This is a genomic window from Chitinophaga ginsengisegetis (assembly GCF_900168065.1).
GTDB lineage: Bacteria > Bacteroidota > Bacteroidia > Chitinophagales > Chitinophagaceae > Chitinophaga > Chitinophaga ginsengisegetis.
The window spans coordinates 332,352-356,953 of sequence record NZ_FUZZ01000005.1 but is presented as its reverse complement, the minus strand read 5'-3'; the positions used below and the strand labels follow the sequence as shown (position 1 = coordinate 356,953).

Sequence of the window (24,602 nt, the reverse complement as noted above, 5' to 3'; positions counted from 1 at the left end):
TTAACGACTAACGGTGTCCTTTGTCAGCTGACCATCTATCTTTCTCCAGATGCCTAACGGATTCTCATCTTTCAGCGCATCCGGAAGCAGCTGCTGCGGCCAATCCTGGAAGCATAGCGGTCTTGCAAAACGAACGATCGCCGATGCGCCCACAGAGGTACTTCGTATATCCGTGGTAGCGGGGAACGGGCCTCCGTGATGCATAGCATAACCAGGTTCCACACCGGTAGGCACATTATTCAAAATAACCCGGCCTACTTTCTGGCACAGGATTTCCACTGCATCCGCATATGTTAACAAGTCGGTGGCGGAAGCCATTACCGTACCGGTTAACTGGCCATGTAAATGTAATAACAACTTTGATAGTTCTGCATCGTCATTACACACTACCAGCAGGGACGCGGGTCCAAACACTTCCTGTTGCAGTTCTTCACTGGCTATAAAATCCTTTGCATCTACGCGGTAAAGCGCAGGCGAGCCTTTGGTAGCATCCTTCTCCTTCGGACCGGCATACAATGTTTGCACTCCTTTGCGGCGCGACAACTGCTCCCTGTTTTCATAATAGTGATAACAGATGCCGGGGTTGAGCATGGTTCCTGCGTTGATTGCAGCCATTTCCTTTTGCAATGCTACCGCGAATTGTTCTGTGGCGTTGCCGGCCAGCGCTATCAGCAGGCCAGGATTGGTGCAGAATTGCCCGGTGCCCAGCGTGATGGATTGCGCATATTGTTGCGCCGTTTGTTGCGCAGATGCCTCCAGTTTGCCGGGTAACAGCAATACGGGGTTAATGCTGCCCATTTCCGCGTATACGGGGATGGGTTCTGCCCTTTGGTTTACTGCATCAAAGATAGCCGTGCCTGCTTTGAAGGAGCCTGTGAAGCCAATGGCTTTAATGCCGGGATGCTTTACGAGTTGTTGTCCCAATAAAGCGCCGGCGCCGTTCAGGCTGGAGAACACGCCATCGGGCATACCGCAGGATTGTGCAGCCTTTTGAATGGCAGTAGCCACCAGTTCGTTGGTGCCTAAATGCGATTCATGCGCCTTTACGATAACGGGGTTGCCGGCGGCCAGTGCTGATGCCGTATCGCCTCCGGCAGTAGAAAATGCCAGCGGGAAATTGCTGGCAGGAAATACTAATACGGGGCCCAGCGGCACCAGCATTTTTCGTATATCCGCCCGCGGTAACGGCGTACGTTCCGGCTGGGCAGGGTCGATGATGGCTTCTACCCAGGAGCCTTCCCGCAGCACTGCTGCGAACAGGCGGAGCTGGTTAACCGTGCGCATACGTTCGCCGGTAATGCGTGCCAGGGGGAGCCCGGATTCCGTTACTGTCCTTTCCAGCAACGGATCGCCGATGGCGAGTATTTCTGTGGCGATGGCTTCGAGGAATACTGCCCGTTGTTCCGGGGAAGTGTGGCGGTATGTTTTAAAAGCCGTGGTGGCCTTTTCCACCGCCTGGTTTACTTCTTCCGTTGTTGCGGTTGCGAACATTTCCGGCAGCGTGGCGTTGCTAACGGGATCGTACGCACGAAGTGTATCCGTTCCCGTTGCAGCCGCCGCGAAGCCTATGATATTTTTGCCTGTTATCATGCAGGGAGTTTTAAATAATCCGGTAGTTGCGGGCGTGTAGCCAGTGCAGTTGCAATTACTTTTTCCGCATGGGCCAGTTCAGCGCCTTGCGGCATCAGTCGTGGTGCGCGTACATTTGTGCTGCCGATACCGGTAGCGGTAGCTGCCAGCTTAATATATTGCACCAGTTTAGGAACGATATCCAGTTCCAGCAGTGGCATAAACCAGCGGTAGATAGCCAGTGCTTCTGCGATGCGGCCTGCTTTCACCAAACGATAGATGGCTACAGTTTCCCGTGGGAAAGCATCTACCAGTCCGGCTACCCAGCCATTAGCGCCCAGTACCAGGCATTCCAGCGCCAGCGTATCTACGCCGCCGAGGATACTGAAACGATCGCCAAAGCGGTTGATCATGCGGATTACATTGGTAGTATCGCGGGTAGATTCTTTCACTGCCTGGATGTTTGGTGCTTTTGACAATTCTTCAAACATATCCAGTGTTACGAGGATCTTATAATCCACCGGGTTGTTGTAGATCATAATTGGCAAGGAAGTGCTGCCTGCAATGGCGAGGAAGTAAGCCACAGTTTCGCGGTCGTCTGCCTTATAGCGCATGGGAGGCAGGAGCATGAGTCCTGCTGCACCGGCTTCTTCTGCGGCTTTAGCGCAGGCGATAGCTGCTGTAGTGGTTTGTTCCGCAATATTCATGACTACCGGTACTTTACCGGCCAGAAAAGCCACTGCATGCTTCACGAGTGCATACTTTTCTTCGTTCAGTAAACTACTGGCTTCTCCCAGCGAGCCGCCGAGGATAATACCATTAACGCCTGCATCGATTTGTGCCTGCAGGTTTTTGTCGAACATCTCATAATCAATATGATCATCCGCAGTAAAAGGGGTGAGCAGTGCGGGAAATACGCCTTGCCAGTTAATTGCTGCCATTTTTTCCTATCTTTTTTATGTCAACAAAAATAGCCGGAGAGGCCCGATAGCACGCTGCTGTAATTAATCAATACTGCGCAGATTTTAACCGAAAAAACCCTTCATCTACCGATATTTAAAAAATATCCGCATATTATCACTGTACCTATTTTTTTGGAATTCTAGCTTAAGTCCGCTAATTTTTGCCCTGAATAAACCGTAAAACATTGAAAGTACCTATCATACTGGCCCTCACAGCGCTTTTACCCGGTATCGGGCTGAAGGCGCAGGATTCAGCGGCCATCAAAGCTATTAACCCGGCAGATTTCGCCCGGCACATCAGCGTACTTGCATCCGACGCTTTTGAGGGCCGCAAACCCTTTACCCGCGGAGAAGACAGCTCCATTCAATACCTGGCGGCACAGTTTAAGCAGCTGGGATTAAAGCCTGGTAATGGCAACAGCTATTTCCAGGAAGTGCCGATGGTGTCTATCAGTTCCAAACCCGCCGGTAACCTGGTCATAAAAGGCGCTGGCGGCGAAGTATCACTGCAGTACCTCGAAGACTTTGTAGCCGCCACCCGCCGCGTACAGGAGCAGGTAACCATTCCCACCAGCGAACTGGTGTTTGCCGGCTATGGCATTGTAGCACCCGAATATAACTGGAACGATTATAAGGGGCTGGATGTAAAAGGCAAGACTGTAATCGTGATGATCAACGACCCCGGCTTTGCCGACAGCACCCTGTTTAAAGGCCGCATCATGAGCTACTACGGTCGCTGGACCTATAAATTTGAAGAGGCATCGCGGCAGGGCGCCACCGGCGTGATCATCATCCATGAAACTGCCGCCGCCAGCTATCCGTGGAAGGTAGTGCGCAGTGGCTGGTCCAACTCCAAGCTGCACCTGCAAACCGCTAATAACAATATGCATCGTACCGCACTGGAAGGATGGATCACACTGGACGCCGCAAAGAAAATCTTTCAGCTGGCCGGCGTATCGCCCGATATTATGCAGCAGGCCAGGACAAAAGGTTTCAAGCCCGTAGACCTCCACTTAAATACATCTCTCGTTATAAATAATACTATCAAAAAATCTACCTCCCATAATGTGCTGGCAATACTGCCAGGCGCTAAACGTCCGCAGGAATGCGTAGTATATTCAGCCCACTGGGATCATTTTGGTATAGGCGAGCCCGTTAAAGGAGACTCCATATACAACGGCGCCGTAGACAATGCCACCGGCACCGCAGGACTGCTGGAACTGGCCACTGCCTTCACTAAGCTGCCGCAGCCACCGGCCCGCTCCCTCCTGTTCCTTTCCGTTACCGGCGAAGAACAAGGGCTGCTGGGATCGGAATACTACGCCGCACATCCCGTGTTCCCGATGGAGAAAACCGTAGCAGATATCAACCTGGATGTACTCAATACGTTTGGCCGTACCCGTGATATCACTGTTATTGGTTTCGGTCAGTCTGAGCTGGATGAATACGCGCTGCGCGCCGCTAAAAAGCAGGGCCGTATCACCGTTCCTGAAGCCAATCCTGAAGGTGGCTGGTTTTTCCGCTCCGACCATTTCAACTTCGCTAAAAAAGGCGTGCCGGGGTTGTATATCGGTCCGGGTAACGACGCCATAGGGCATGAAGCCGGCTGGGGAAAAGAACAGACCGCTGCGTATAACCGTTTGCGTTACCACTCCCCTGCCGATGAATTTGACGCCGCCACCTGGAACATGGACGGCATGGTAGAAGATATCCGCCTCCTGTTCGACGTGGGCTACCACCTCAGCAATGAAAGCAGTTTCCCTGCATGGAAGAAAGGTTCAGAGTTTAAAGCATACAGAAAATAACTACAGACATGGTTTTATTCGGATTGATAATGATAGGACTTATCCTGTTCCTGTACTTCCAGAATATGTACGGTCGCAGGAAAGGGAAGAAAACGGCGGTACCCGAAGGGTACCAGTCGTTGTTAGAAGAGCATGTACGCTACTACCAGCAGCTGCAACCCGCAGAGAAAACGCGCTTTGAAAGCATGCTGCAACGCTTCCTTAAAAGAACCAGCATAGAAGGCGTAGGCACCGAAGTAGAACCGCTGGACCGCGTGCTGGTAGCCGCCAGCGCCATCATCCCCATCTTTGGATTCAAAGACTGGGAATACTTCAATCTTACCAACGTAATCCTTTACCCCGATACCTTCGACGAAACTTACCAGTATGAAGGCAATCGCCGCAACATCCTCGGCATGGTAGGCACCGGTGCACTGAACGGACAAATGATCCTCTCCCGCTCCGCGCTGCGGGAAGGGTTCTCCAATGTAACCGATAAAAACAATACCGCCATTCATGAATTTGTACACCTCCTTGATAAAACCGATGGCTCCATAGATGGCTTCCCCAGTAAATTACTGGATCACAGCTATAGCATTCCGTGGATGAAACTGGTGCATCAAACGATTCAGCAGATTTCAGAGGGGCATACGGATATAAATCCTTATGGCGCCATGAATGAAGCGGAGTTTTTTGCGGTGATATCAGAATACTTTTTTGAGCGGCCGGATTTATTGGCGGAGAAGCACCCGGAGTTGTATGGGATGCTGGTGCGGATATTCAGGCAGGACCCTGCGGGGAAGGGGTGAGTCTCTTATAGAAGAGTCGCAAACGGCTCTTCACGATAAACAGAGAAGCCGCGGGCGATACCCGCGGCTTCTCTCTGCCCTATGACAAAATGAAAGAGCCGCAAGTATCTACGCTTGCGGCTCTTTCATTTTATGTTATGTATTTGTAACAAACCAAAAGTCTTCTGCAGAAAACCCATCATCAGGTAATCCATAATCAATATAATCCTTTAACGCCTCGTAATTAATTATAAATACTTTCTCTGTCATTTCATTGGCATCTATAAAAACTATTGGCTGCCCTTCACTTAAAAGACTCTTTATAGAATCAGAATGTTGAGACTTAATAAACACCAACGGATACTTTTCCCACATATAGCCAATAATCTCATCTCCCAAAAGAATGGAGGCCCAATTTTCCTCATTTTCCCAAAAAGATATAATATATCCATTATTCTCCAATTTCTTAATTATGTTGGAAAAGCCTTGTCGCCACAATACATCCTGACTGATTGCCTTTTCTATACTATGTGTGATATCTTTCATAATACCTATTTTACCGGAGTGCCCGGAGATCCATGAATAAGCCCATTTATTTTCCTGTAGATATTAATAAAGTTTGTTGGCTCTCCACTACCTAGTATGCCTACATTGGTATTTAGAACCTGAACCTTAGCTTTACCTTGCGCATTCCATAACCCTGCTGCATCTGCATGCTCTGCCGCTTTTAATACCGTTTCGTTAGCATTCACTGTTGGGTAAAACACACTTTTCCCTTCAACACCACCAAATACATGTTTCTTCATTGCCTCTTGTGATACTGTATATACTCCATTAGTTAATTCTCCATGCTTAGTTAATGTATAAGATGCTTGCTCTGCTAATTTTATACCCTCATTAGCCACAGTTGGCCCGCCCGCTTCCGCAGCCAACATAGGCGTATTTAGTGCACCAATTTTCCCCGCTGGGGTTAATGACGCTAAATTAACGGCTCCTTTACCTACCTCCCAATTCAAAAACCGACTTCCTGCATCCTTGTCAAAAACAACGGAACTTGTTATCTCTGCTGTTCTTCCTCCATTATCATTCATTCCTTCCGTTACACTGTAAACAGTTCGGGGCCCCATACCATTTACAGAAGTCAACTGACTAACTACGGATGATATTAAATTCTTGATACCCGCTTTAATTTCCAGTCCTCCTTTCAGAATATCATAGCCACTACTACTTGTATTCCATGTTTCTGGATCTCCTGGACCACCAGGTTCATCTCCCAGAAAGTCATTATACCTAATCGGATTATCATAGTTAGATACATATGGACTCCACATCTCCATCTTTTCAATCTTCGGATCTATCTGGTTCCACCTGCCTATCTGCGGATCTAGATTCCTCAACTGCGCATCATATATATCAAGATCCAGATCTTCCGTAAATTCTATCCCATTATATTTCTTGCGGTTTTCAGGATAATTGGCACCCTTCAACGCATTGGAACTAATCCCCGCCATCGTCAACCCAAACGGATAATAATGCGTTTCCTCCAACAACGGCCCACTCGCCTGCGCTACTACTACATTATCAAAGAACACATCCTGCGGACTTTCGTTACTTGTGTAAACATACAGGAACCCACTCTTCTCCATCACCATTTTATCCTGGGCCAATGTTTGTAGCTGATCCGGTTCTGCCTTTACCTGCTTCACTCCACTATTCCCGTCTACTAATTTAAACTGATCGTCAAACAAAACAAAATTAAGGTACGCTTTGGGTCGGTCAACGTTTTGCTGATCAGGTTCCTTTTCCTTCAGACGCTGGTAATCATTATTATAGAAACTGCTGTTAAACGGCGTTGCCTGTTCAGAGGATGCCACACCGTGAGTGCCGTCTGCAGAAGTGCTACCATTAAATACCTGCACCAGGTCCGCCAGCATACTTTCTGCGGGCGCTGTTGGGGTATTCTTATTTTGAGGCCCCGTGGATTTATAGAAGGCTTTTGCACCAATCTGGATCGTATCTCCAGCCATGACCCTCAGTACAAGGGAAGGACCTATTTTCTTACCACCATTGGCTGCTGTCAATTTTGACACAGAAGCGTTAGTCCCCGCACTCTCATCTGATGGATACCCTGCAGGTTTAGCTGAACGGGTGTTATCAATATTACTGAACAAAGCAGTTTCTGTTGCTGCCGCGGATGTTTCCATTGTGGCTGCATACATCGAAAGATCTGTTTGCTCTGTCAACACCATCCGTACATTTCCGAGATGATCCTTTACGAAGTAATCGTATGCAAATGCAAGTGGTTGGCCCGATTCAAAAACAGCACGCACCCGCCCTTCCTCATGAGCCAAAAACTGCAGGGTATCATTCTGGTAAACAAAACCGTTAATATAATCCGTCGTGGTAGTTTTGGCCGGGGTAAGGGTATTATCTACAACTATCTTTCTTAGTTTATTCCCGGCAGCGTCATATTGATATTTGATGAGGCCCTTACCGGTAATAGCTATACTATCCGGCAGATTGAGATGGTTATAACGAATAGCGGCTATATTCTTATTGGCGTCTTTAGTGAGATTACCATTGACATCATAAATATAATCCGCTGTTTCATTGTTATTGATCTCTTTAAAATCGCCCAGCTGGCTTTGTGTGTTGTTTTTCCTGTCTGTTACAAATGATAGTTTATTACTACCTGCAACATAACCATACTTTAAGCTGTCAATGGTTTGCACTACGGCGCCATTTAACCCTTTCTGGTTCATGTACAGGATATTACCGTTGGCATCATACGACAGTCCGCTTACAGAGAAATTTGCCAGATTATCAGTCCAGTTGGTACTGCCCGTGTTTTGCTGAGTAAACTGTGCCCCCGTCAGGCGATTACCCTTATCATAACTGTATCCATAGGCGCGGGCAATTCCATTACTGCGGCTTTTCCATTTCGCGCCTGCAATGTTTCCATTGAATTGAGAGGCGGTGAAACCGTAATCATAACTAAGCTCCTGCCCAAACCAGTTTGTTATGCTTCCGGCTGCAGGAATAAAATCCTTGTTAATTCCCTTTAGCCAGCCCCGGATATTGTAGTCGTAATTTAACGTTTCCACCGGAGCGCCGGTTCCGTTTATACCTAAACGCTTTTTCTTTAGCTGACCAAGCTCATCATACTCATTTACGGCTATTGTCCTTTCCAGATCCGCGTCATTATTCAGCTTCTTTTTGATGCTAAGCAGACGCCCGCCGGCATCGTATGTCAACATAGTTAGTACGTCCGTTTGAGGACGGGTACCACTGCGCTGATTCCTATGACTGAGATAAGTGCTTAACAGCTTTCCATTAAAATCATACAGGTTAGTGGTCACGTCCTGCCCTCTGCTGACATTGTCCGATATCGTCTGGATCAGTCGTCCTTTGTCGTTGTAATAGTTGGTGGTGGTCAGCCATTGGTCGGTATCCAGCACTTTTACTTTAGTGCCAGTAACCAGCCCTTTTATCATAGTGCTGGCAGTGGCAGGTAGCGCTTCTGCATTTAAGTTACTACCGGCTTGCGGTTTAGTAATATCTGTACTAGCGTAGTTTTGCTTACCGGCAAATCCATAACTCTCGTAAAAGGTGTAAGTCAGCGGTGTTAGTGCACTGATGGGTATATTAGGCAGCGGATTAGTAACAGTAACACTGGCGGTACCATTACTGGCTGCGGTATTGATCTCTGCGATCACCTCCGTTCCTGTTCCGGTGTCAAAACCATCTGTAAGAGTAATACTGTTGGTAGCCACGTAGGAGTTACTCCCATTATGAAACGCCAGTACCAGGTCCGCTGTTCCCGGAAAGTTATACGACAGGCTTTGCGTATTGCTGGTTGCCGTATTCATAGTTGCCTGCAATATGGCCCGGTCGGTGGCAACGTTGTAGAGGGCTGTCATTGTAGGACGATTCAGCCCATCATAGAAAGTCACCAGCCAGCTTTCACCCTTCATATTGCCATCCCGGGAAAAAGCCAACCTGTCGCGTACATCATAGACCATTTCTGTGGAGTCGGCGCCGGGTACTTTTTTTACGATCATACGGTTGCGACCATCATAACGATAGATAAAACAGAGTTCGGCTGCGATGGCTGTACTGATTGTCCAGTTACTGATAATGGCTTCCACTGCTTTGGGAGGTATTACAAAACGCAGGTTACCCAGATCATCATAGGCATAATAGGTGCATAACCAGCCCATATGACCAGTACCAGGATTTGTACCCAGTTGTACTTTTTTAAGCAGAACCTTACCTTCTTTATCTTTGTATTCAACTACCTGACCACCTGCTTCATCGATTGATATATTTTTATACAGCTGGCCGGCTGCATATATGCGGCCTGCTGCACTGGTAGGAATAATAGCTCCGGCAGCGAAGTCCCAGATGCGCACTGAATCTGTCGCGGCATTTATCAGGTATTGGTTTTCCACCGGGTGGTTTCCTCCCCTTTCCACCGTCGAAGGATCGTTCTTTGCCCAGCTGTTGCCAGGGGCATAGGTTTTCAGCACCCGGTTCAAAGGCGATGCTTCATAATCAACACGACTATAATAAACACTTTCTCCACTGGCGCCGGGAACCTGTGTCTGGTAGAAACTTTTCTGCGCGTTAAATGGATCTGTTTTAAACTTGCCATCTTTCACACCCTGCGGAACATAAGGCAGATATTTAGTCTGTTCTCTTCCAAATTGATCGTAAACTACAGGAGATACAATATCGTTACCACCAAAGCTCATTGCTTTTGCTACCGTTTGCAATGGCCTTCCCAGACCATCCACATAGGCCGTTGTTTGCCTCACTTCCGCAACCGACCGGCTGGCCGATGCCACATATGCGGTGTCTGTAGTTGGCAACGCTGGTTCCCAGGTACGGACGTAGTTGATGAGTGGATTGGTATAGGCAGCCGGAGTTTGCACAGGTGTAGCTACAGGTCTTGTAGATGTGTTTGGAGTTTGGGCTGTTACAGTTAACATACCTGAAAACAAACCTGCTACAATACCAGCCAACCTTGGATAATAAGAAATCCCATGCTGCTTTGAAATAGATATCAAGGATGAAATCATTGGTTAATAGGTTTTTGATATTGATAGTCAAATTGCTTCAGAATTTTACCATTTTGGTCTTTAATTAATCTGAGGCGACCCAAACCATCATATTCATAAAATGTTGTTCTGTTTGCAGGGCTGGTTTCACTTGTAATACCTATGGATGGCATATAAGTATAGGTAGTGATCAGTGTATTTGGCAGCTTAGCTCTCAGGTTATTTATTTCGTCTCTCAATTGTTGATCGCTGAGAGGGTTATCAAGAATACTTTGCGTGATATATGTCTTTACTGTGTTGTAATCTGCGCCTTCAATTCTGGCTACCGGGTACAGTCCCTTATACCCCCAGAGATAGGCGGTGGTTACACCCCCAGATTGGGACATACCTAACAAATTACCTTTGCTGTCGTAGCCTTCAAAATTCATGCGTTGCTCTGTTGCAAATCCAGCCGTCTGAGTTTCTGAAGAAACCGGCATAAAAATATTATTTCCCCAATCCTTATAGTTTGCCTTCAAGGACTGCAGAAAAGTACTATTCTTATAGCTGGATGTAGAAACAACACTATTTACCATATTACGCTGTACCATAGCAGAATAGGGAAGCAGAGATCCAAAGTCTGCCGCATACTGGTTCTTTTGTTTCAGGGTATCTTTTTTACTATTTATTATGGCTGTTTGCGTCAACTGGTAATGGAGTGGCGTTTTCTCATAGTAGTACGCTTCATTTTCCTGAATACTGTTACCCGCATCGTCGAAAGTGATAACCGTTTTTGTTTTGGGCTTATTAAAGCCTGTATTGTGAGTAAAATACGGGACTTTCACATAAATAGAAGGTTGACATGAGAGAAGGAGATATGGCCAGGCGAAATCAACTGTGCTTGGGACTGCACCAAAGTTAAACTTTACACAATGAACTCCCCCGGCAGCCCTGTTAAAATTGGGATAGTCATCGTAATTAATACTTGGGGGAGCATTATCATAAAAGTCCTCCGGCAATGCTGTATTACGATTAAAAAAATTGAGATACTGGAAGCTGATAAGATTTGTATTAATCTCCTGTACGTAATCTTCTTCTGAGATATCATTCAAATGCGGAGACCAATCGTAATAGCTGATTGAATCCTTTTTTACGACTTTATCGCCTTTATAATATTTTGTTTCAAGCAATTTCCCTCTTGTCCATTCTTGTGGTTCTATAATACCATGATAGTTGTATTGATAATATTGACTAAAGTAGGGCATAGCGAAGGAAAATTTGTACCCAATCCGTTGGTTATTATCGGGATTAGTATTATCGACCGTATACTCATCTACGTATTCATATCCACAATAGGAACCAGAAGTCGTTTCCAGAGGTAATACAGAATTGGAGTAAAAGTTTATTCCCCATTGCATTTGTGCTTGAATTCCTCCTCCTGAACTTGTTGTTTGGGGATAATACTTGAAGTTATATTGAAAATATTGAGGAAAAGATACTACTCTGCCTGAAGTGAAATTAGGGTTTGCCGGATAGGCGTACGGATTTAAATAAGTGTAACTTTTCTTTTTGGCCAACTTGCCATCATTATCATAGTAATTAATGTCTTTTATGCGCAAACCTCCCACATTTACCATATTAGACCCAGTATTAACTTGCCTCCATTTCACTATAAATGAGAGATTGTAGGGTTGATTATCAGGCGGAGAGCCAGGCTGATTACCATAAGATAACGTCACTGTAATTTTATAACTCCCTGGTGTGAGCGATAAAGGTTGTTTATCCTCCCCTTTGCGCACCACTACTGATCCCTGATAGTATGCAGTATTGAACTCCCGTACGGATACATATCTTCCAGCATCCAGTTTCTCCAACAGAAAGTTCACATTGTTAACATTGGGAGGCATATCTTTCTCCAGGTCAGAAATACCAAAATTAGTACTACATTCCCAGCCATATCCTATCGCCGGCTGTACGCCGTTTTCAACGACAAAAGTTTTTGTAAAACAACGTCCACCACTTCCATTTACATAATCCGGCGATGGATATGACGTACTCCTGCTATAGCTACTGATTCCAATAGCCGCAGATTTTTCTGCAATATTAGTGTTATCATCCTGATAGGTTTCCACAGGCATATTCCATATACCGGCAGTGTTACCTTCATATACAAATTCACTTTTCCCTCCTTCCGGATAAGTAATACTCTTGATAGAAAAAACATTGGCTTTTAAAGAATGTACACTTCTATCTCCTCCGGTAAATATGTCCGGAGCAATATTCGGTATAAAGGAATACTGAGAAGTATTGGCAGCTCCATTATAAAAGCCCCAATGATCCTGAGAATAGGTAAACTTGGATGGCATATCCTGGGAAACATAATAATCGAACTTGTATTTCACTGGCGCAGTATTGTCACTTCCGCTTATAGCAATGCTGTCAAGCCGCAATCGCTGAAAACGATATTCAGACGGGAATATACTCTCATTATTGATGTACCTGTCAAAGGCATCAGCATAAAAGTAACTGTAATAGAAACGTATTTTCCTGATCAGTTGACCTTGCTGGTTTGTCACATTTATTTCGTTCAAAGCTCTCGAAGGCGCATCATTCCTGCTTGTGGTAAGGAAATCAACTTTCCCTTCCGGATAAGTAATTGAACTTGGTCTCGCATCATAATACCGGACTCCACTCAAATAAGCACTATTGGATAAGTTGTCATAAAAACCATCTCTACCCATATTTCCGCTTGCTACCGAGGATTGAAAAAGACTTACTCTAAGACCAGATAAGCGATAATTGATGTAGTTAAATTTCTCGTAGGTATAATTAATGCTGTCATTAAATATATTTCTGATAGTTTTTACATTCCATGCGCTTTTGAATGCGCCGGCAGGTGTCACACTTAATGGATCATCAGTAATAGTACCATCTTTTCCAAGATCCACACTTGTACCATCAGGTAATTTCAGGTTCCAGTAATTGAATGGATTGATGGCTCCATTAAGTGTATTATTGTTGTCATACTGCGCAACAAGAATGTCTTCCTTAGGAAATAGAATAAATTTATTTTGCTTCTGGCTGTACATAAAACGCCCGCCCATTCCCAATATGTTATAGTAGAACTCATCGGGCATATAATCCTTCCTGTTATACTTAGCTGCAGTAATATTTTCCAGCCGTACCTGAGCCTGGCTCTCGTCGTCAATAGCGAGGTTATTAAACTCATCTATAGTAAGTCCTCTGTTATTTATCCCACCTGTGTAGTAATAATTTTCATCTGGGGCTCCTTTGGTTTTCCTGGAGATCTCTCCTCCATAACTCAGGCTCCATCCGAGTCCCACCCATGTAGCATCCTGATCCACCCTTATACCACCCGCATGATAATCAAGTGTTATTGGAACCGTCACACCTTTTATTTTAATTTCATACAAAGGAATACTGATGTTAGGAACACCAGTATAATAGGAAACCGGGGTCTCGATAAACCTGTTAAATGCCGCCACCTCTGGCGTCTTAAAGGTAACAGAAGGTAGTGTCTGAGCTTCCGCCCGGGTTAACAGGATAACCAAACAAAAGAAAATACCATTAATCCATTTCATAATTTCAGATATACTTACTTAAACACAAATCGTCATATACACATGGTTGGACGAATATTTAACTTCAAGTGAGAAACAATTTGCTCACTTACCTATTATATTTTCCAGCGGGTTTATTCGCTTCGTTTTTAATCTTATCCTTCAACTTCTCCAACTCCCTCCGTTGTTCCACACTTTCTTTCTTCAGGTCAATAATATACAACGTCAGCTCTTCAATCTTCTGCAATAACTTCTTATTCATCTCTCCTACATCCAGTCCTTCTTTCTCTACTTCTTTCTCTGAAGGAATCTCCGGCAAATGCTTATTCACCTTAATAAAGCGTTCTACCTCCTGTAATGATGGCAACTCATAATCCGGATGAAATACAAAATCCGCCCAACCACTCTGTGTAACCTTCACTTTCTGGGCAAAAATATCTCCCTTCACTGCCAGTTTTGCCTGGGGAGCATTCGTACCTATACCTACATTACCATCACCTCTAACATATAATAGTGGTTTACCTCCGCCGGTGGCGCCGGACCCGTCTATGTTGGCATTATTTAAAACGGCAAATGAATAATTGGTAGCCGATGCATTCAAGGTACCGACCGCCACGCCATAGTTTTCTCCCCATAAATAAGCAGATGCCCTAGTTGTATTACCCTGTGCAACTGTATGCAGCGCATATGCCGGCACAGTGCCTATTCCCATTTTCCCCATATTTGTGGTATTTCCCTGCACATCTTCATAGGACAATTGATAGTACTGATTATTATCAAAATCGCATTTCAGGCCATAAGTGCTGGTACTTGCCACAAAACCTACCGGGGCTATGACGGTCTGATCAAAAGGAGCTGAGTTTATAGGGCTTGTGGCCAGATAGTCAATAGTGCGATAATAAATACTTCCCCATTGATAATTGGATCTTACCCATAAAGCATCATTAAAAACATAAAAAGTGGCAGCGGACGGATTACCGGATATAGAGCGAATCTCCAATCCATCGAATCTCCCGGTAGTATTTTCATATTTGTTGATACGGATACGATAGGTACCCTGCATATAATAGGCATTGGCATCTCCCTCTATATCCAACTCGATGGTGGTAGCATACCGATGTGCATCACTATTAATTTTAGCTACTTTGTAATAGTAAAAGTTGTAGGGAGATACATTGGCGTTGGTATTGCCCATTGCGAGCCAGTCGCCCGGTCCACTTACATGAGCCGCTTTTACACTTAAACCGGAAATGATCAAAATGATACTGGTTAACAAACGGTACAGACGAAAAAAAGAATGCATTCAGAATAGTTTTTGAGTAATAAAAAAATTAAAAATTATACCCCAGCCTCACCTTCACGGGATCCGTGCGCGGCACATGCTGGTTATACAAAAAATCAAACAACACCATCATATTCCCTTTCAGCTTACTATTGATCTTATACTTCTTACTGATACCAATCAACCCGCTCTGGGTCCACTTCTGTCCTACTCCTTCCGGCACACCGGCGTAATCAGGCTGATAATTCTGCTCATAGCCGCCATTCAGGAAGAAGGTGCCTTTCAGCTTCCAGTCGATGAAGGAGCGGATCCCCATACCCTGACCGGAGAATTGGATATTGTCAAAGCCGGTGCCCATGCCCAGTTTGTAAGAAAGCCCAAGACCGGCGCTTCCATTTTTATGAAACTTATAGGCAGCTTGCCCGGCGAGGTCGCCGGTGGTGGGAAAGAATTTATTACTACGCTGGAACTGTATATTGCTGCCAAACTCCAATCGTTGCAGGAAACTTTTTGTTTTCATTTCCTTTGGCTTGAAATCCGGCATCTCTGCGGCATTATCAAGATCGGGGAACTTGCTTTTCAGTTCGTCGAATTTGCTGCGGGCTTCGGCCATTTGCTGACTTACAGCGGCGCTGGCATTGGGGCCGCTACCTAAGCGTTGCTGGATGAGCTGTTCCACCTGGTTGCGCGTTTGCAATCCTTCGAGGTTGGGGGCTGAGCCAGTGGCGCCTTGTATATTAAATAAACTGGCGAGCTGGGAATGTTTCTGCATAAAGTCATTGAAAGCGGGTATCTTCTTTATCACTTCCATTGCTTTTTGCTCTGCCTTCTTTTTATCTTTAAAAACCTCTTTATACTCTTTCAGTTGCTGTGCATAATAGTAGGCTTCCTTGTTCATTTTCTGCAGATCTTTGGTGAAACCGGTATACTGACTTAACTGTTCTTTCAGCAGCTGTTTACGCTCACGTATATACGCTTTGATCTGTTCTGCCTGGGCCAGTTTGTCTTTCAGGTTATCGACAGATTTTAACGAGCCATTCAATTTATCGGTAACACCTTTGGATTTTTCCAGTAAGCCTTTGGAATCTTTCAGAAAGGACAGTGAATTGCTAAGGCTATCGAGGTAAGGACCGCCGGACTGTGTTAAAGCACCGGAATACTTCCCAAGCTTGCCTTTCATGCGGGACTTCAAACTTCCGAGGGAATCGATCGAATGCGCAAAAAGATTATTGGCTTTCAGGGAGTCGATACGACCCAGCCTGCGTTTCAGCTTCTCTTCCTGCTTCATAAACCGGCTCAGGGCTTTTTCGCTGCGCTGGGTGATTTGCCGTTCCATTTTATCGGACTTTTGTTTTACCTGCGACAGGTATTTACCCGGAATGGCATTCGCTTTTTGCAACAGGCTGTCCTGGGCCTGGGCAGTACACAGGCAGGCAAACAATAATAAGGTCAGTTGATAAATAGTTTTCATGGCAAATCAGGGGGTTATTTCGCGGCGATCTTCTGTTTAAGCACTTCCACTTCTTTTGAAAGAGTAGCGAGTTGCTTATTCATCTCTATAATATACAACATTTGTTCCTCAACTTTCTGCAATAATTGTTTGTTCATTTCTCCTACATCCACTCCGTTTTTTTCTACTTCGCTGGCAGATGGAATACCTGGGAGATGCTGATTTTTTGCAACAAACTGTTCTACTTCGGACAGGGTTGGTAATTTGTAATCTGAGCGGAAAACGAAATCTGGCCAATTGGCATAGGATTTCACAACGACTTTTGTAAAGATGCCGCTGCCGTTCACAGCCAGCTTATATCCTTTAGTATCCGTGGTGCCTATGCCCACACTGCCGTTGGCTTTTACCAGCATCAGGTTTACTCCTCCGCTGTTAACCGCCAGAACATTACTGGTTGTCAGCCTCGCCCCTGTTTTACTTCTGCTGTCAAGTATCATCGCGCCATAGGCAATATCAGAAGCTGGAAGTACGTCCTCTACATCGGCTATAAGATAAAGACCCAACGAACGACCTGGCATGTAACTCCGTCCGTTGATAACGGGAATATAATTCCCTGTGCTACCAGTGCCATTCATAAAACTCAGTGCGCCATCCGCCGCGGAAACATCTGTTTGTGTAAATCTGGCAAATACAGTTCCAGGCGAACCATCAACATGCAGCCTGGCAGATGGAGAGGTTTCTCCAATCCCTACAAATCCATTATTCACAATCCTCATTGTTTCAAATTCGCCCCCACTACCCCGCACAAAAAACTTCATGGCAGACATCCTTCCTGAAGCATCAGTTCTCTCTACTTCCAGCCTTCCCAGATCAGAACCTGCCATATTGAATTTGAGTGCACCTACCACGCCTAATACGTCCGCGGTATGCGTTAGTTTAATGTTTGAAGAACCGTTGGAAGATATTTCCAGCTTTTCAGTAGGCGCAGTAGTGCCAATACCCGCATTGCCAGTGGCTTCCAGTTTATTATTCTGGGCATAACTGCTTAACGCAACAAAAGAAAGAAGCAGGGAACAAGAATATTTCATAAATAAAGGATAAAACAATTAAACAAACTTATCAGGTATATGACTATGACTTACTATCAGGGTAAACAATTACATTCTTACTGGGTTGAACACTACAGTTAATTCTGACGCAAAATAGTAAAAATCAATTAAATCCAAGGCCAAAAGTAATTAACTTATCATTAACCGGATCATCCCACATTCGTGGTATTTTACCAGGTACTTTAATATTAACTTCACATTACAATAAATAATAAATAATGCCCGACCTGAATCTGCTCGTTATAAAAACCAGCCAACTTGCCGAACATGCTGCATTCTATGCTAAGCTTGGTTTTCAGTTTGATTATCACCGGCATGGTACAGGACCTTATCATTATGCAAGCATCAATGGGAACATCGTACTGGAAATCTATCCCTTGCCCAAAGGGATTACCGTTGCAGATAATACTACCAGGTTGGGCTTCAAAATTGCCGATCTTGATAACCTGATAAAAGAACTCCCTGAAGAAAATATCCTCACCGCACCTGCATTAACAGCATGGGGATATACCGCCATTATCCAGGACCCCGACGGAAGAAAAATTGAACTGGTACAACCATAAAAAAAACCGCTCCCACTTACGCAGGAACGGTTCTATATCTCAAACAAAAAACTACAGCGTTTTCACCCTGATATTCCTGAACCTTACAATCGATCCATGTCCCAGGAAGCCGATATGACCGGTTTCCCTGTTCAGACCAGGATGTTTTTTATGATCCAGTGTACCGTTTTTCCGGGCGTCTGCAATGTCACCGTCGAGGATAATGGTGCCATTCAGTATTATTTTGATGTGAGTGCCATCTACAATCGCTTCTTCTGTATTCCACTCTCCAACGGGTTTCAGGAAACCACGTTTGGCAGGGATTACACCATATACGGAGCCATGATATTGATACACCTGCAGGTCTTTATAGATATCTGCTTCGTTATCGAGGATCTGTAACTCCATACCTTCGTAGGCGGCATCGCCTTCGAGTGGCGCGCGGATACCCAGACCGTTATTAGCGCCGGGTGTGAGTTGGAATTCGAAACGGAAAGAGAAGTTTTTGTATTCATCTTTCGTATAGAGGTTACCGTGACCACCATTGGTTGGATAGATCACGAGATTACCGTTATCGATCACATAGTCTTTGGTGTTGCCTGTCCATTCGTGCATGTTGGTACCGTCGAACAACATTTTGTAGCCGGCTTTCTTTTCTTCATCGCTCAGTACATAAGGCTTCGGACGCGGAATTTCGCGGATGTAAAGATCGCGGTATGCTACATAGGTGCCATGTGCCTGCAATTCGATCTGCTCTTCGGGGAAGATCGGCAATCCGCGGTTCCAGTAGTTTTCCAGGATGGTGTTATCGGTTACGAGTTCGCCATTGAGATATACCGTTACGCGATCGCCTTGCATGAGGATGCGGAAATGATTCCATTCGCCGATAGCGTTGTCTGCAAGTTTCAGTGGTTTGCTTTCATGTTGCTGGTTGTTGTATAAACCACCGGATCCAACCTGTGCGCCCACATCGGTGCGGGAGGTATCCCAGATCTGCACCTGGGGGGAGCCACGGAGGTAAATACCGGCGTCGCCCTGTGAGGTGATTTTCCAGTCTACCAGCATTTCAAAGTCGCCGTATTTCTTTTCGGTGCAGAGGTTATCGCCGCTACCACTAAATACAAGCAGGCCATCTTTCGCTGACCAGCCTTTGCGCATGTTGTCGTTTGCTTTGTCCTGCGCTTTGCCGAGTGCTTTGGCATCCATTTTACCGCGTGCTACAGGGTTCTCCACCAATCCTTTCCAGCCGGTAAGGTCTTTACCATTAAAGAGCGGAACGAATCCTTCGCCGGCGGGCATTTCCGCGAGGTACTTGCGGATCGACTGCCGTTGATAATCGGCATCGGGTCCGTTCAGTACTTTGGATGTTTTCTCTAACAGAGAGCGTACGATGGCGCCATTGTAACTTTTATCCGCCAGTGCGATGTTCATTACAGCATTGGCGGCTGCTTGTTGCACCGGTGCATTGTCGAGGTAGTTACCCGCAAATAGTAATGCAGGCAATGTTTTGCAACGCTCCACGCCTTCCAGCACTTTCTGCTGTATAGTGGTTGAGGGCGACAGCTCCATTGCGTTGCGGAACATCAGCAATTGCTGATCGGCAGGCAAAGCGGAGCGACGGGTAAGCGCTACATAGCCGGCAAGCGCTTCATCACGATAGGTAGCATCTTCACGGGCTATTTTTAAGAGCGCAGGTGTGGCGGCAATATCTTTCCAGGAAGACAATGCCCTTACTGCTGCTTTTTTCGTAGCAGCGTCACCGTTATTAAAGGAGGCCACTACCGGTGATAAGGCATCTTTTTCACCAATACCTGCCAATACAGGAAGGTAGCGGGATTGCTGACCGGCGGGCGCCTGCTTCATCTGTGCAAGCACATCGTTGCTGGTGGCGCCTGCGCTGATGAGCGCTTCCTGTATGCTGGCGATATCCGTTTCGCTGGTGGTGTTATTGAGTAACGTAAATAGTTCAGGAAGATTTGCCTTTGTAGCCACATCCTTCAATGCGGCGATGGCCGCGCTGCGGGTAGCGGCGTCTGTGCTGGCGGTGAGCGGTAATACATCGTTTACGCGGTTGTCTGCTTTACGTGCAGCCAGTACCGTTAGTAAAGCCGTTTGTGCTGCTGCCGGCATAGTTGCCAGCGAGGCGCCCGACTGTGCAGCAACTTCGTCACCCGGCATAATCAGGAGCGCCTCTTTTACCGCTTCCACAGTAGCAGCATCTCCTGTTTTCATGGTTTGCAGCAGGGAAGGCAAGGCAGCGGCGCCGCCGGTTTTGCCGGCCGCTTTGATGGCAGCCAGTTTTACGCGCTCCTCTTTGCTACCCAGTAATTTCTGAAGGGCAGGTAAAGCAGCGGCCACTTTATTATCTCCCAACATACCTATTACAGCGGCTTTATTGGCATTATCGGAACCCGACAGTTTCTTCAGCCACAGTGCATTGCCAGCCAGGCCGTATTGACCAGCAAATTTCAGCGCAGCATCACGGTACTCCGCATTCTTATCATCTGCAGCAGCTAACAGCAGCGGCATATTTTTTTCACCACGGATGGCGGTGAGCAGTTTTAATGCTGCTGTACGGGTGTGTACCTGTGCGTCTGTTTTTGTTTGCTTCAGCAGGTTCTCTGCTATTTTTGCAGCAGCTGCTTTATCAGTGATATTGGCGGCGTAGTACAGATAGGAAGCAGTAGCGTCGGTTACATCGTAGGAATAACCGCTGTTGGCGGCAGCATTGGCTAATACCGGTGCAGAAGCCGGTGCGCCGATCTGCGCCAGTGCATACAACGCTACTTTAGCGAGTTTTTTATCCGCATTGGTTGCCAGTGGCGCAATAGCGGCAGCAGCGGCAGTATAACGGCTATCACCCAACGCTTCTGTAAGGGTGATGCGGTTGTCGCCGGAAGCTGCGCTGAGCGCCTGTAACAGGGCCTGCTGTGCGGCGGGCGTATTAACTTTTACCAGCGCGCGTGCAGCAGGATCACACAAACGGTTATCCGTGAGATATGATTGCAACGTGCTGACAGCATTATCATCTGCCAGTGTTTCCAGCTGGGTGATCAGGAAAAATTTATTTTCCGGTTCCGCTGTTTTTGCCAATGCTTTGCAAAGCGCCGCAGAAGCCTGTTTGCGGGCGGTTTCTTTTCCCGGTTGGGTAACATAATAAGCATATCCTGCCAGCGCATATTCCAACTGCGTGTTATTGCCCTTTCCGGGCGCTGCCAGCATACCGGCAATAGTAGTAAGCCCTTCTTCCCCCAGCGCCGCAATCGACTCCATATTGGTATTAAACTGCGTTTTATTGGGGGCCGGCATCAACGCCAGCACATCGGCTATTTTGGTATGAAACGCACGCTGGTCTGATGGCCCCTGTGCGGAAACCAGGCTACTCCAGCCAACCAGTAATGCAACGAGTAAGTATTGTATCTTTTTCATAATTCGTTTACTTGATTGTTTAGATAGTCCACGGTCCGCGCATTGGCTGATAGATCAGCGCATTAGCGCCTGCATCATCTATAAATTCCTGTTTCACCGGATCGAATTTCAACGAGCGGTTCAGGCGCAGGGCAATCTTACCCATATTCACGAGGGTAGCGGAACGATGACCATTTTCTTCATTCAGCGCAAATTTCCGGCGGTTCTTTACGGCGTCCACAAAATCTGTTTGCTGTGGCGCCGGGTCAGGGAATGCAGCCAGTTTCTTTTCCAGGTCCTGGATATCTGAACGGAAACCGGGGTACAGTTTTCCTTTGGGTCCTTCTATATAAGCGGCCTTTTCATCGGCGCCATCACCATCCAGGATGATCTGGCAACCATCTGCATAGGTGTAGGTAATTCTTCTCCAGGTGCCCACTGCATCAGGGTGTTGTTGTGGTGCATCTACTTCCACACTTACAGGGCTGGTGTCATCTTTCCCCAGGAAATACTGGATAGGATCCAGGTAATGCTGGCCCATATCTCCCAAACCACCACCATCATAATCCCAATAACCACGGAAGGTCTGGTGCACACGGTGCGGGTTATACGGGCGATAAGGCGCAGGCCCCAGCCACATATCATAATCCAGTTCTTTCGGCACCGGCATTGCTTCCAGGTTGGTTTTACCTACCCAGTAAAATTTCCAGTCGAAACCGGTATGCTTACTCACGGTCACTTTCAGCGGCCAGCCAAGCAGACCGCTGTCTACCAGTTTTTTAATCGGCTTCACCGTGGTGCCCATTCCATAAAAACGGTCTTCAAAGCGGAACCAGGTATTCAGGCGGAAAATCCTTCCATGTTGCTGCACTGCTTCCACGAGGCGTTTGCCTTCGCCAATGGTGGCGGTCATCGGCTTTTCACACCAGATGTCTTTGCCGGCCCGTGCGGCGTCTGCGGCAATGATACCATGCCAGTGCGGCGGGGTAGCCACGTGTACAATATCTACCTCCGGTAAGGTGATCACTTCGCGGTAGTCGGCAAAGGTTTTTACGCCTTTACTTTTATCACCCAACTGGTCCATCGCCAGTTTCAGGTGACTGCGGTCTACATCGCAGAGCGCTACTACCCGTGTGCCGGCGTAGCCAAAGTGGCCACGTCCCATGCCACCGGTGCCTATAACGGCTTTGGTCAGCTGGTCGCTGGGCGCCAGGTAACCGCGGCCCAGCACATGCCTGGGCACAATTGTAAATGCAGCAAGCGCTCCCAGGGAATTTTTGAGAAATGCCCGCCTTGAATCGCTGTTTTGTTTCGCCATAATTCAGTTTAATTGAATGCCTGGATTTGTTTTGATTGATAGTATTAGTTCACTGTATGATGATATATTCACTGTTTTGTCACATCGTGGTTCGTCTGGATGGTAAGATATAATCTAACTAGCTGATATGCAAATACAGTAACGGAAATTTGATAAACGGTAAGAAATTAATACCCGGGGTTCTGTGTCATTTCCGGGTTAGATAACATTTCTTTTTCCGGTATAGGCCAGAGATAATCCCGGTCGATATACGAACGGTCCTGCACCTTTACAGCAATACCCGTTTCCGGATTGGTGGCGCCGAATACCTGCCCGTTCATTACCTGCTTAACCAGTCCCCATCTCCGGATATCAAAATAACGCTGTCCTTCAAATGCCAGCTCCGCCTGCCGTTCCCGGCGCACCAGCTGCCGCAGCGTGGCCGCACTGTTATACCGCTGCTGGTCTACTACCGGCATACCTGCCCGGGTACGAACGTCATTCAAATATTGTATGATCAGTGGATCCTGCCAGTTGCCCAGCTCAATCACGGCTTCTGCATAGGATAACAATATCTCACTGTAACGGATATACATAAAATCGAGTGAGCCACCTCTGCCCTGCCGGTCGCGCGGATCGAGGTATTTCCGGATCCAGTAACCGGTAGCGGTAGATTTCTGCACACCTATCTTATCGGTGTTGTTGGTAGAATTATCAAAGGGAGAAAGAATATAATTAGCATCTAAATACGACTGGCCGGGATATAGAACAGACACGGCTAAGCGGGGATCACGGTTATTTTTGTAGTTGGGATCCTTGCGGTATACCGCCACAGAATCCGCTCCCAGCTCCGCCGGCGTTTTACCCTGCTTTGTTTCAAAGTTATCTACTACCTGCGCGGTGGGCGATACATAAGTTTCTCCGCCAATACCATAAGGCGCAAAGGTGGTCCATGCGTTATCGCAACCATTGGCTTTGAAAAAAATACGCTCTTTATTCAGCTCACCGGTATAACTGAACAATTCCGCATAACTGTTTACACCCGCTTTTTCGCTGCGGTGTAATTTATAAACCCCGGTGCCGATGATCTTTGCCGCTGCGTCCCTGGCCACATCGTAATGATGAAAAAATAAGGCCAGCCGCACGATCAGCGCATTACAGGCGCCGGCAGAAATACGCCAGGTTTCATCGCTGTCATATTCTTTCGGCAAATTTTCCGCACACTCTTTTAATTCGCTCAAAATAAATTCATACACTTTCTCTGCCGGATCTCTTTTCAGGTGATTCTCCAGTGGTGTAACCGACTTCGTTACAATGGGAATGTCACCAAAAAACAACATGATCTCCATATGATAAAAAGCACGCAATGCGCGGGCTTCATACTTCATACGGGTACGCAGCTGGTCGTCCATAAAACATTTATCTACGTTTTCAAGAAAGCGACAGGCACGGCGCACATCTATATAATCATCCCGCCAGATCCATTCCGCCACATCCCAGGTAGGGTTCTGCAAGCCACGTGTATAAATATCATAGTTGCCCCTGAAGTCGCCGCGGCAAACAGCTTCATCGCTCAGCCCCGACCAGAACATTACATTTCTGCCGCTGGAACCTGCAGGTACACCTGCATAAATAGAGCCGAGCGCACTATAGGCATGACTCTCCGTTTTCCACCATTCCTCATCGGTTACACCGGACGGGTTATCGTGGGTGAGAAATTTTTTGCAGGCCGGCGAACACAGTAATATCAGGCCCAGTATCATTGTTATGTTGAATTTCATTTTCATCGTG

Annotated in this window: 14 protein-coding genes; 3 read left to right on the top strand and 11 right to left on the bottom strand. The window is 46.5% G+C overall.

Annotation, left to right across the window (positions count from 1 at the left end):
* Together B5Z18_RS27615 and B5Z18_RS27610 are read right to left on the bottom strand one after the other, a co-directional pair.
* Window positions 1-1,590 (bottom strand): aldehyde dehydrogenase (NADP(+)), encoded by a 1,590-nt coding sequence (locus B5Z18_RS27615; RefSeq protein ID WP_079472785.1) that lies wholly within the window; start codon window positions 1,588-1,590, stop codon window positions 1-3.
* A complete protein-coding gene (locus B5Z18_RS27610) occupies window positions 1,587-2,510 on the bottom strand; it encodes a dihydrodipicolinate synthase family protein (RefSeq protein ID WP_079472784.1) in 924 nt (307 codons plus the stop codon). Before B5Z18_RS27610 ends, B5Z18_RS27615 begins: the two co-directional genes overlap by 4 nt.
* Before the next feature lie 206 nt (window positions 2,511-2,716).
* Between B5Z18_RS27610 and B5Z18_RS27605 the strand changes: the two genes are divergently transcribed.
* Window positions 2,717-4,336 carry a M28 family metallopeptidase gene (locus B5Z18_RS27605; RefSeq protein ID WP_235016039.1) on the top strand — a complete coding sequence of 540 codons (1,620 nt, stop codon included), beginning with the start codon at window positions 2,717-2,719 and terminating at the stop codon, window positions 4,334-4,336.
* Between the two features lie 29 nt (window positions 4,337-4,365).
* Window positions 4,366-5,124, top strand: a complete 759-nt coding sequence (locus tag B5Z18_RS27600) for a M90 family metallopeptidase (protein WP_200817385.1) — start codon at window positions 4,366-4,368, stop codon at window positions 5,122-5,124.
* 135 nt (window positions 5,125-5,259) lie between these two features.
* Here B5Z18_RS27600 and B5Z18_RS27595 read toward each other — a convergent pair whose 3' ends face one another.
* The 6 genes from B5Z18_RS27595 to B5Z18_RS27570 form a co-directional block, all read right to left on the bottom strand.
* A complete protein-coding gene (locus B5Z18_RS27595; RefSeq protein WP_079472781.1) occupies window positions 5,260-5,649 on the bottom strand; it encodes a hypothetical protein in 390 nt (129 codons plus the stop codon).
* Between the two features lie 5 nt (window positions 5,650-5,654).
* The gene (locus B5Z18_RS27590) at window positions 5,655-10,094 is read right to left on the bottom strand and encodes a DUF6443 domain-containing protein (RefSeq protein WP_143313725.1); all 4,440 of its coding nucleotides are present in this window, start codon (window positions 10,092-10,094) and stop codon (window positions 5,655-5,657) included.
* Between the two features lie 86 nt (window positions 10,095-10,180).
* Window positions 10,181-13,744 (bottom strand): hypothetical protein, encoded by a 3,564-nt coding sequence (locus tag B5Z18_RS27585; protein ID WP_079472779.1) that lies wholly within the window; start codon window positions 13,742-13,744, stop codon window positions 10,181-10,183.
* A gap of 88 nt (window positions 13,745-13,832) precedes the next feature.
* Window positions 13,833-15,026, bottom strand: coding sequence for a hypothetical protein (locus B5Z18_RS27580; RefSeq protein ID WP_079472778.1), 1,194 nt, complete (start codon window positions 15,024-15,026; stop codon window positions 13,833-13,835).
* Between the two features lie 28 nt (window positions 15,027-15,054).
* Entirely contained in the window at window positions 15,055-16,476 is a 1,422-nt protein-coding gene (locus B5Z18_RS27575) for a hypothetical protein (RefSeq protein WP_079472777.1), read from the bottom strand.
* Window positions 16,477-16,490: 14 nt separating this feature from the next.
* Complete coding sequence (locus tag B5Z18_RS27570) at window positions 16,491-17,543, bottom strand: hypothetical protein (RefSeq protein ID WP_079472776.1); 1,053 nt, start codon at window positions 17,541-17,543, stop codon at window positions 16,491-16,493.
* Between the two features lie 239 nt (window positions 17,544-17,782).
* Between B5Z18_RS27570 and B5Z18_RS27565 the strand changes: the two genes are divergently transcribed.
* Window positions 17,783-18,127, top strand: a complete 345-nt coding sequence (locus B5Z18_RS27565) for a VOC family protein (protein WP_079472775.1) — start codon at window positions 17,783-17,785, stop codon at window positions 18,125-18,127.
* A gap of 51 nt (window positions 18,128-18,178) precedes the next feature.
* On the opposite strand, the gene B5Z18_RS27560 is transcribed toward B5Z18_RS27565, so the two are convergent.
* From B5Z18_RS27560 to B5Z18_RS27550, 3 genes are all read right to left on the bottom strand, one after another.
* Window positions 18,179-21,535, bottom strand: a complete 3,357-nt coding sequence (locus B5Z18_RS27560; protein WP_079472774.1) for a DUF1080 domain-containing protein — start codon at window positions 21,533-21,535, stop codon at window positions 18,179-18,181.
* A 19-nt stretch (window positions 21,536-21,554) separates the two neighbouring features.
* Window positions 21,555-22,832, bottom strand: coding sequence for a Gfo/Idh/MocA family oxidoreductase (locus B5Z18_RS27555; RefSeq protein WP_079472773.1), 1,278 nt, complete (start codon window positions 22,830-22,832; stop codon window positions 21,555-21,557).
* Window positions 22,833-22,999: 167 nt separating this feature from the next.
* On the bottom strand, window positions 23,000-24,598 hold the full coding sequence (locus tag B5Z18_RS27550) for a RagB/SusD family nutrient uptake outer membrane protein (protein WP_200817377.1): 1,599 nt from the start codon (window positions 24,596-24,598) through the stop codon (window positions 23,000-23,002).
* Between the last annotated feature and the right edge of the window lie 4 nt (window positions 24,599-24,602).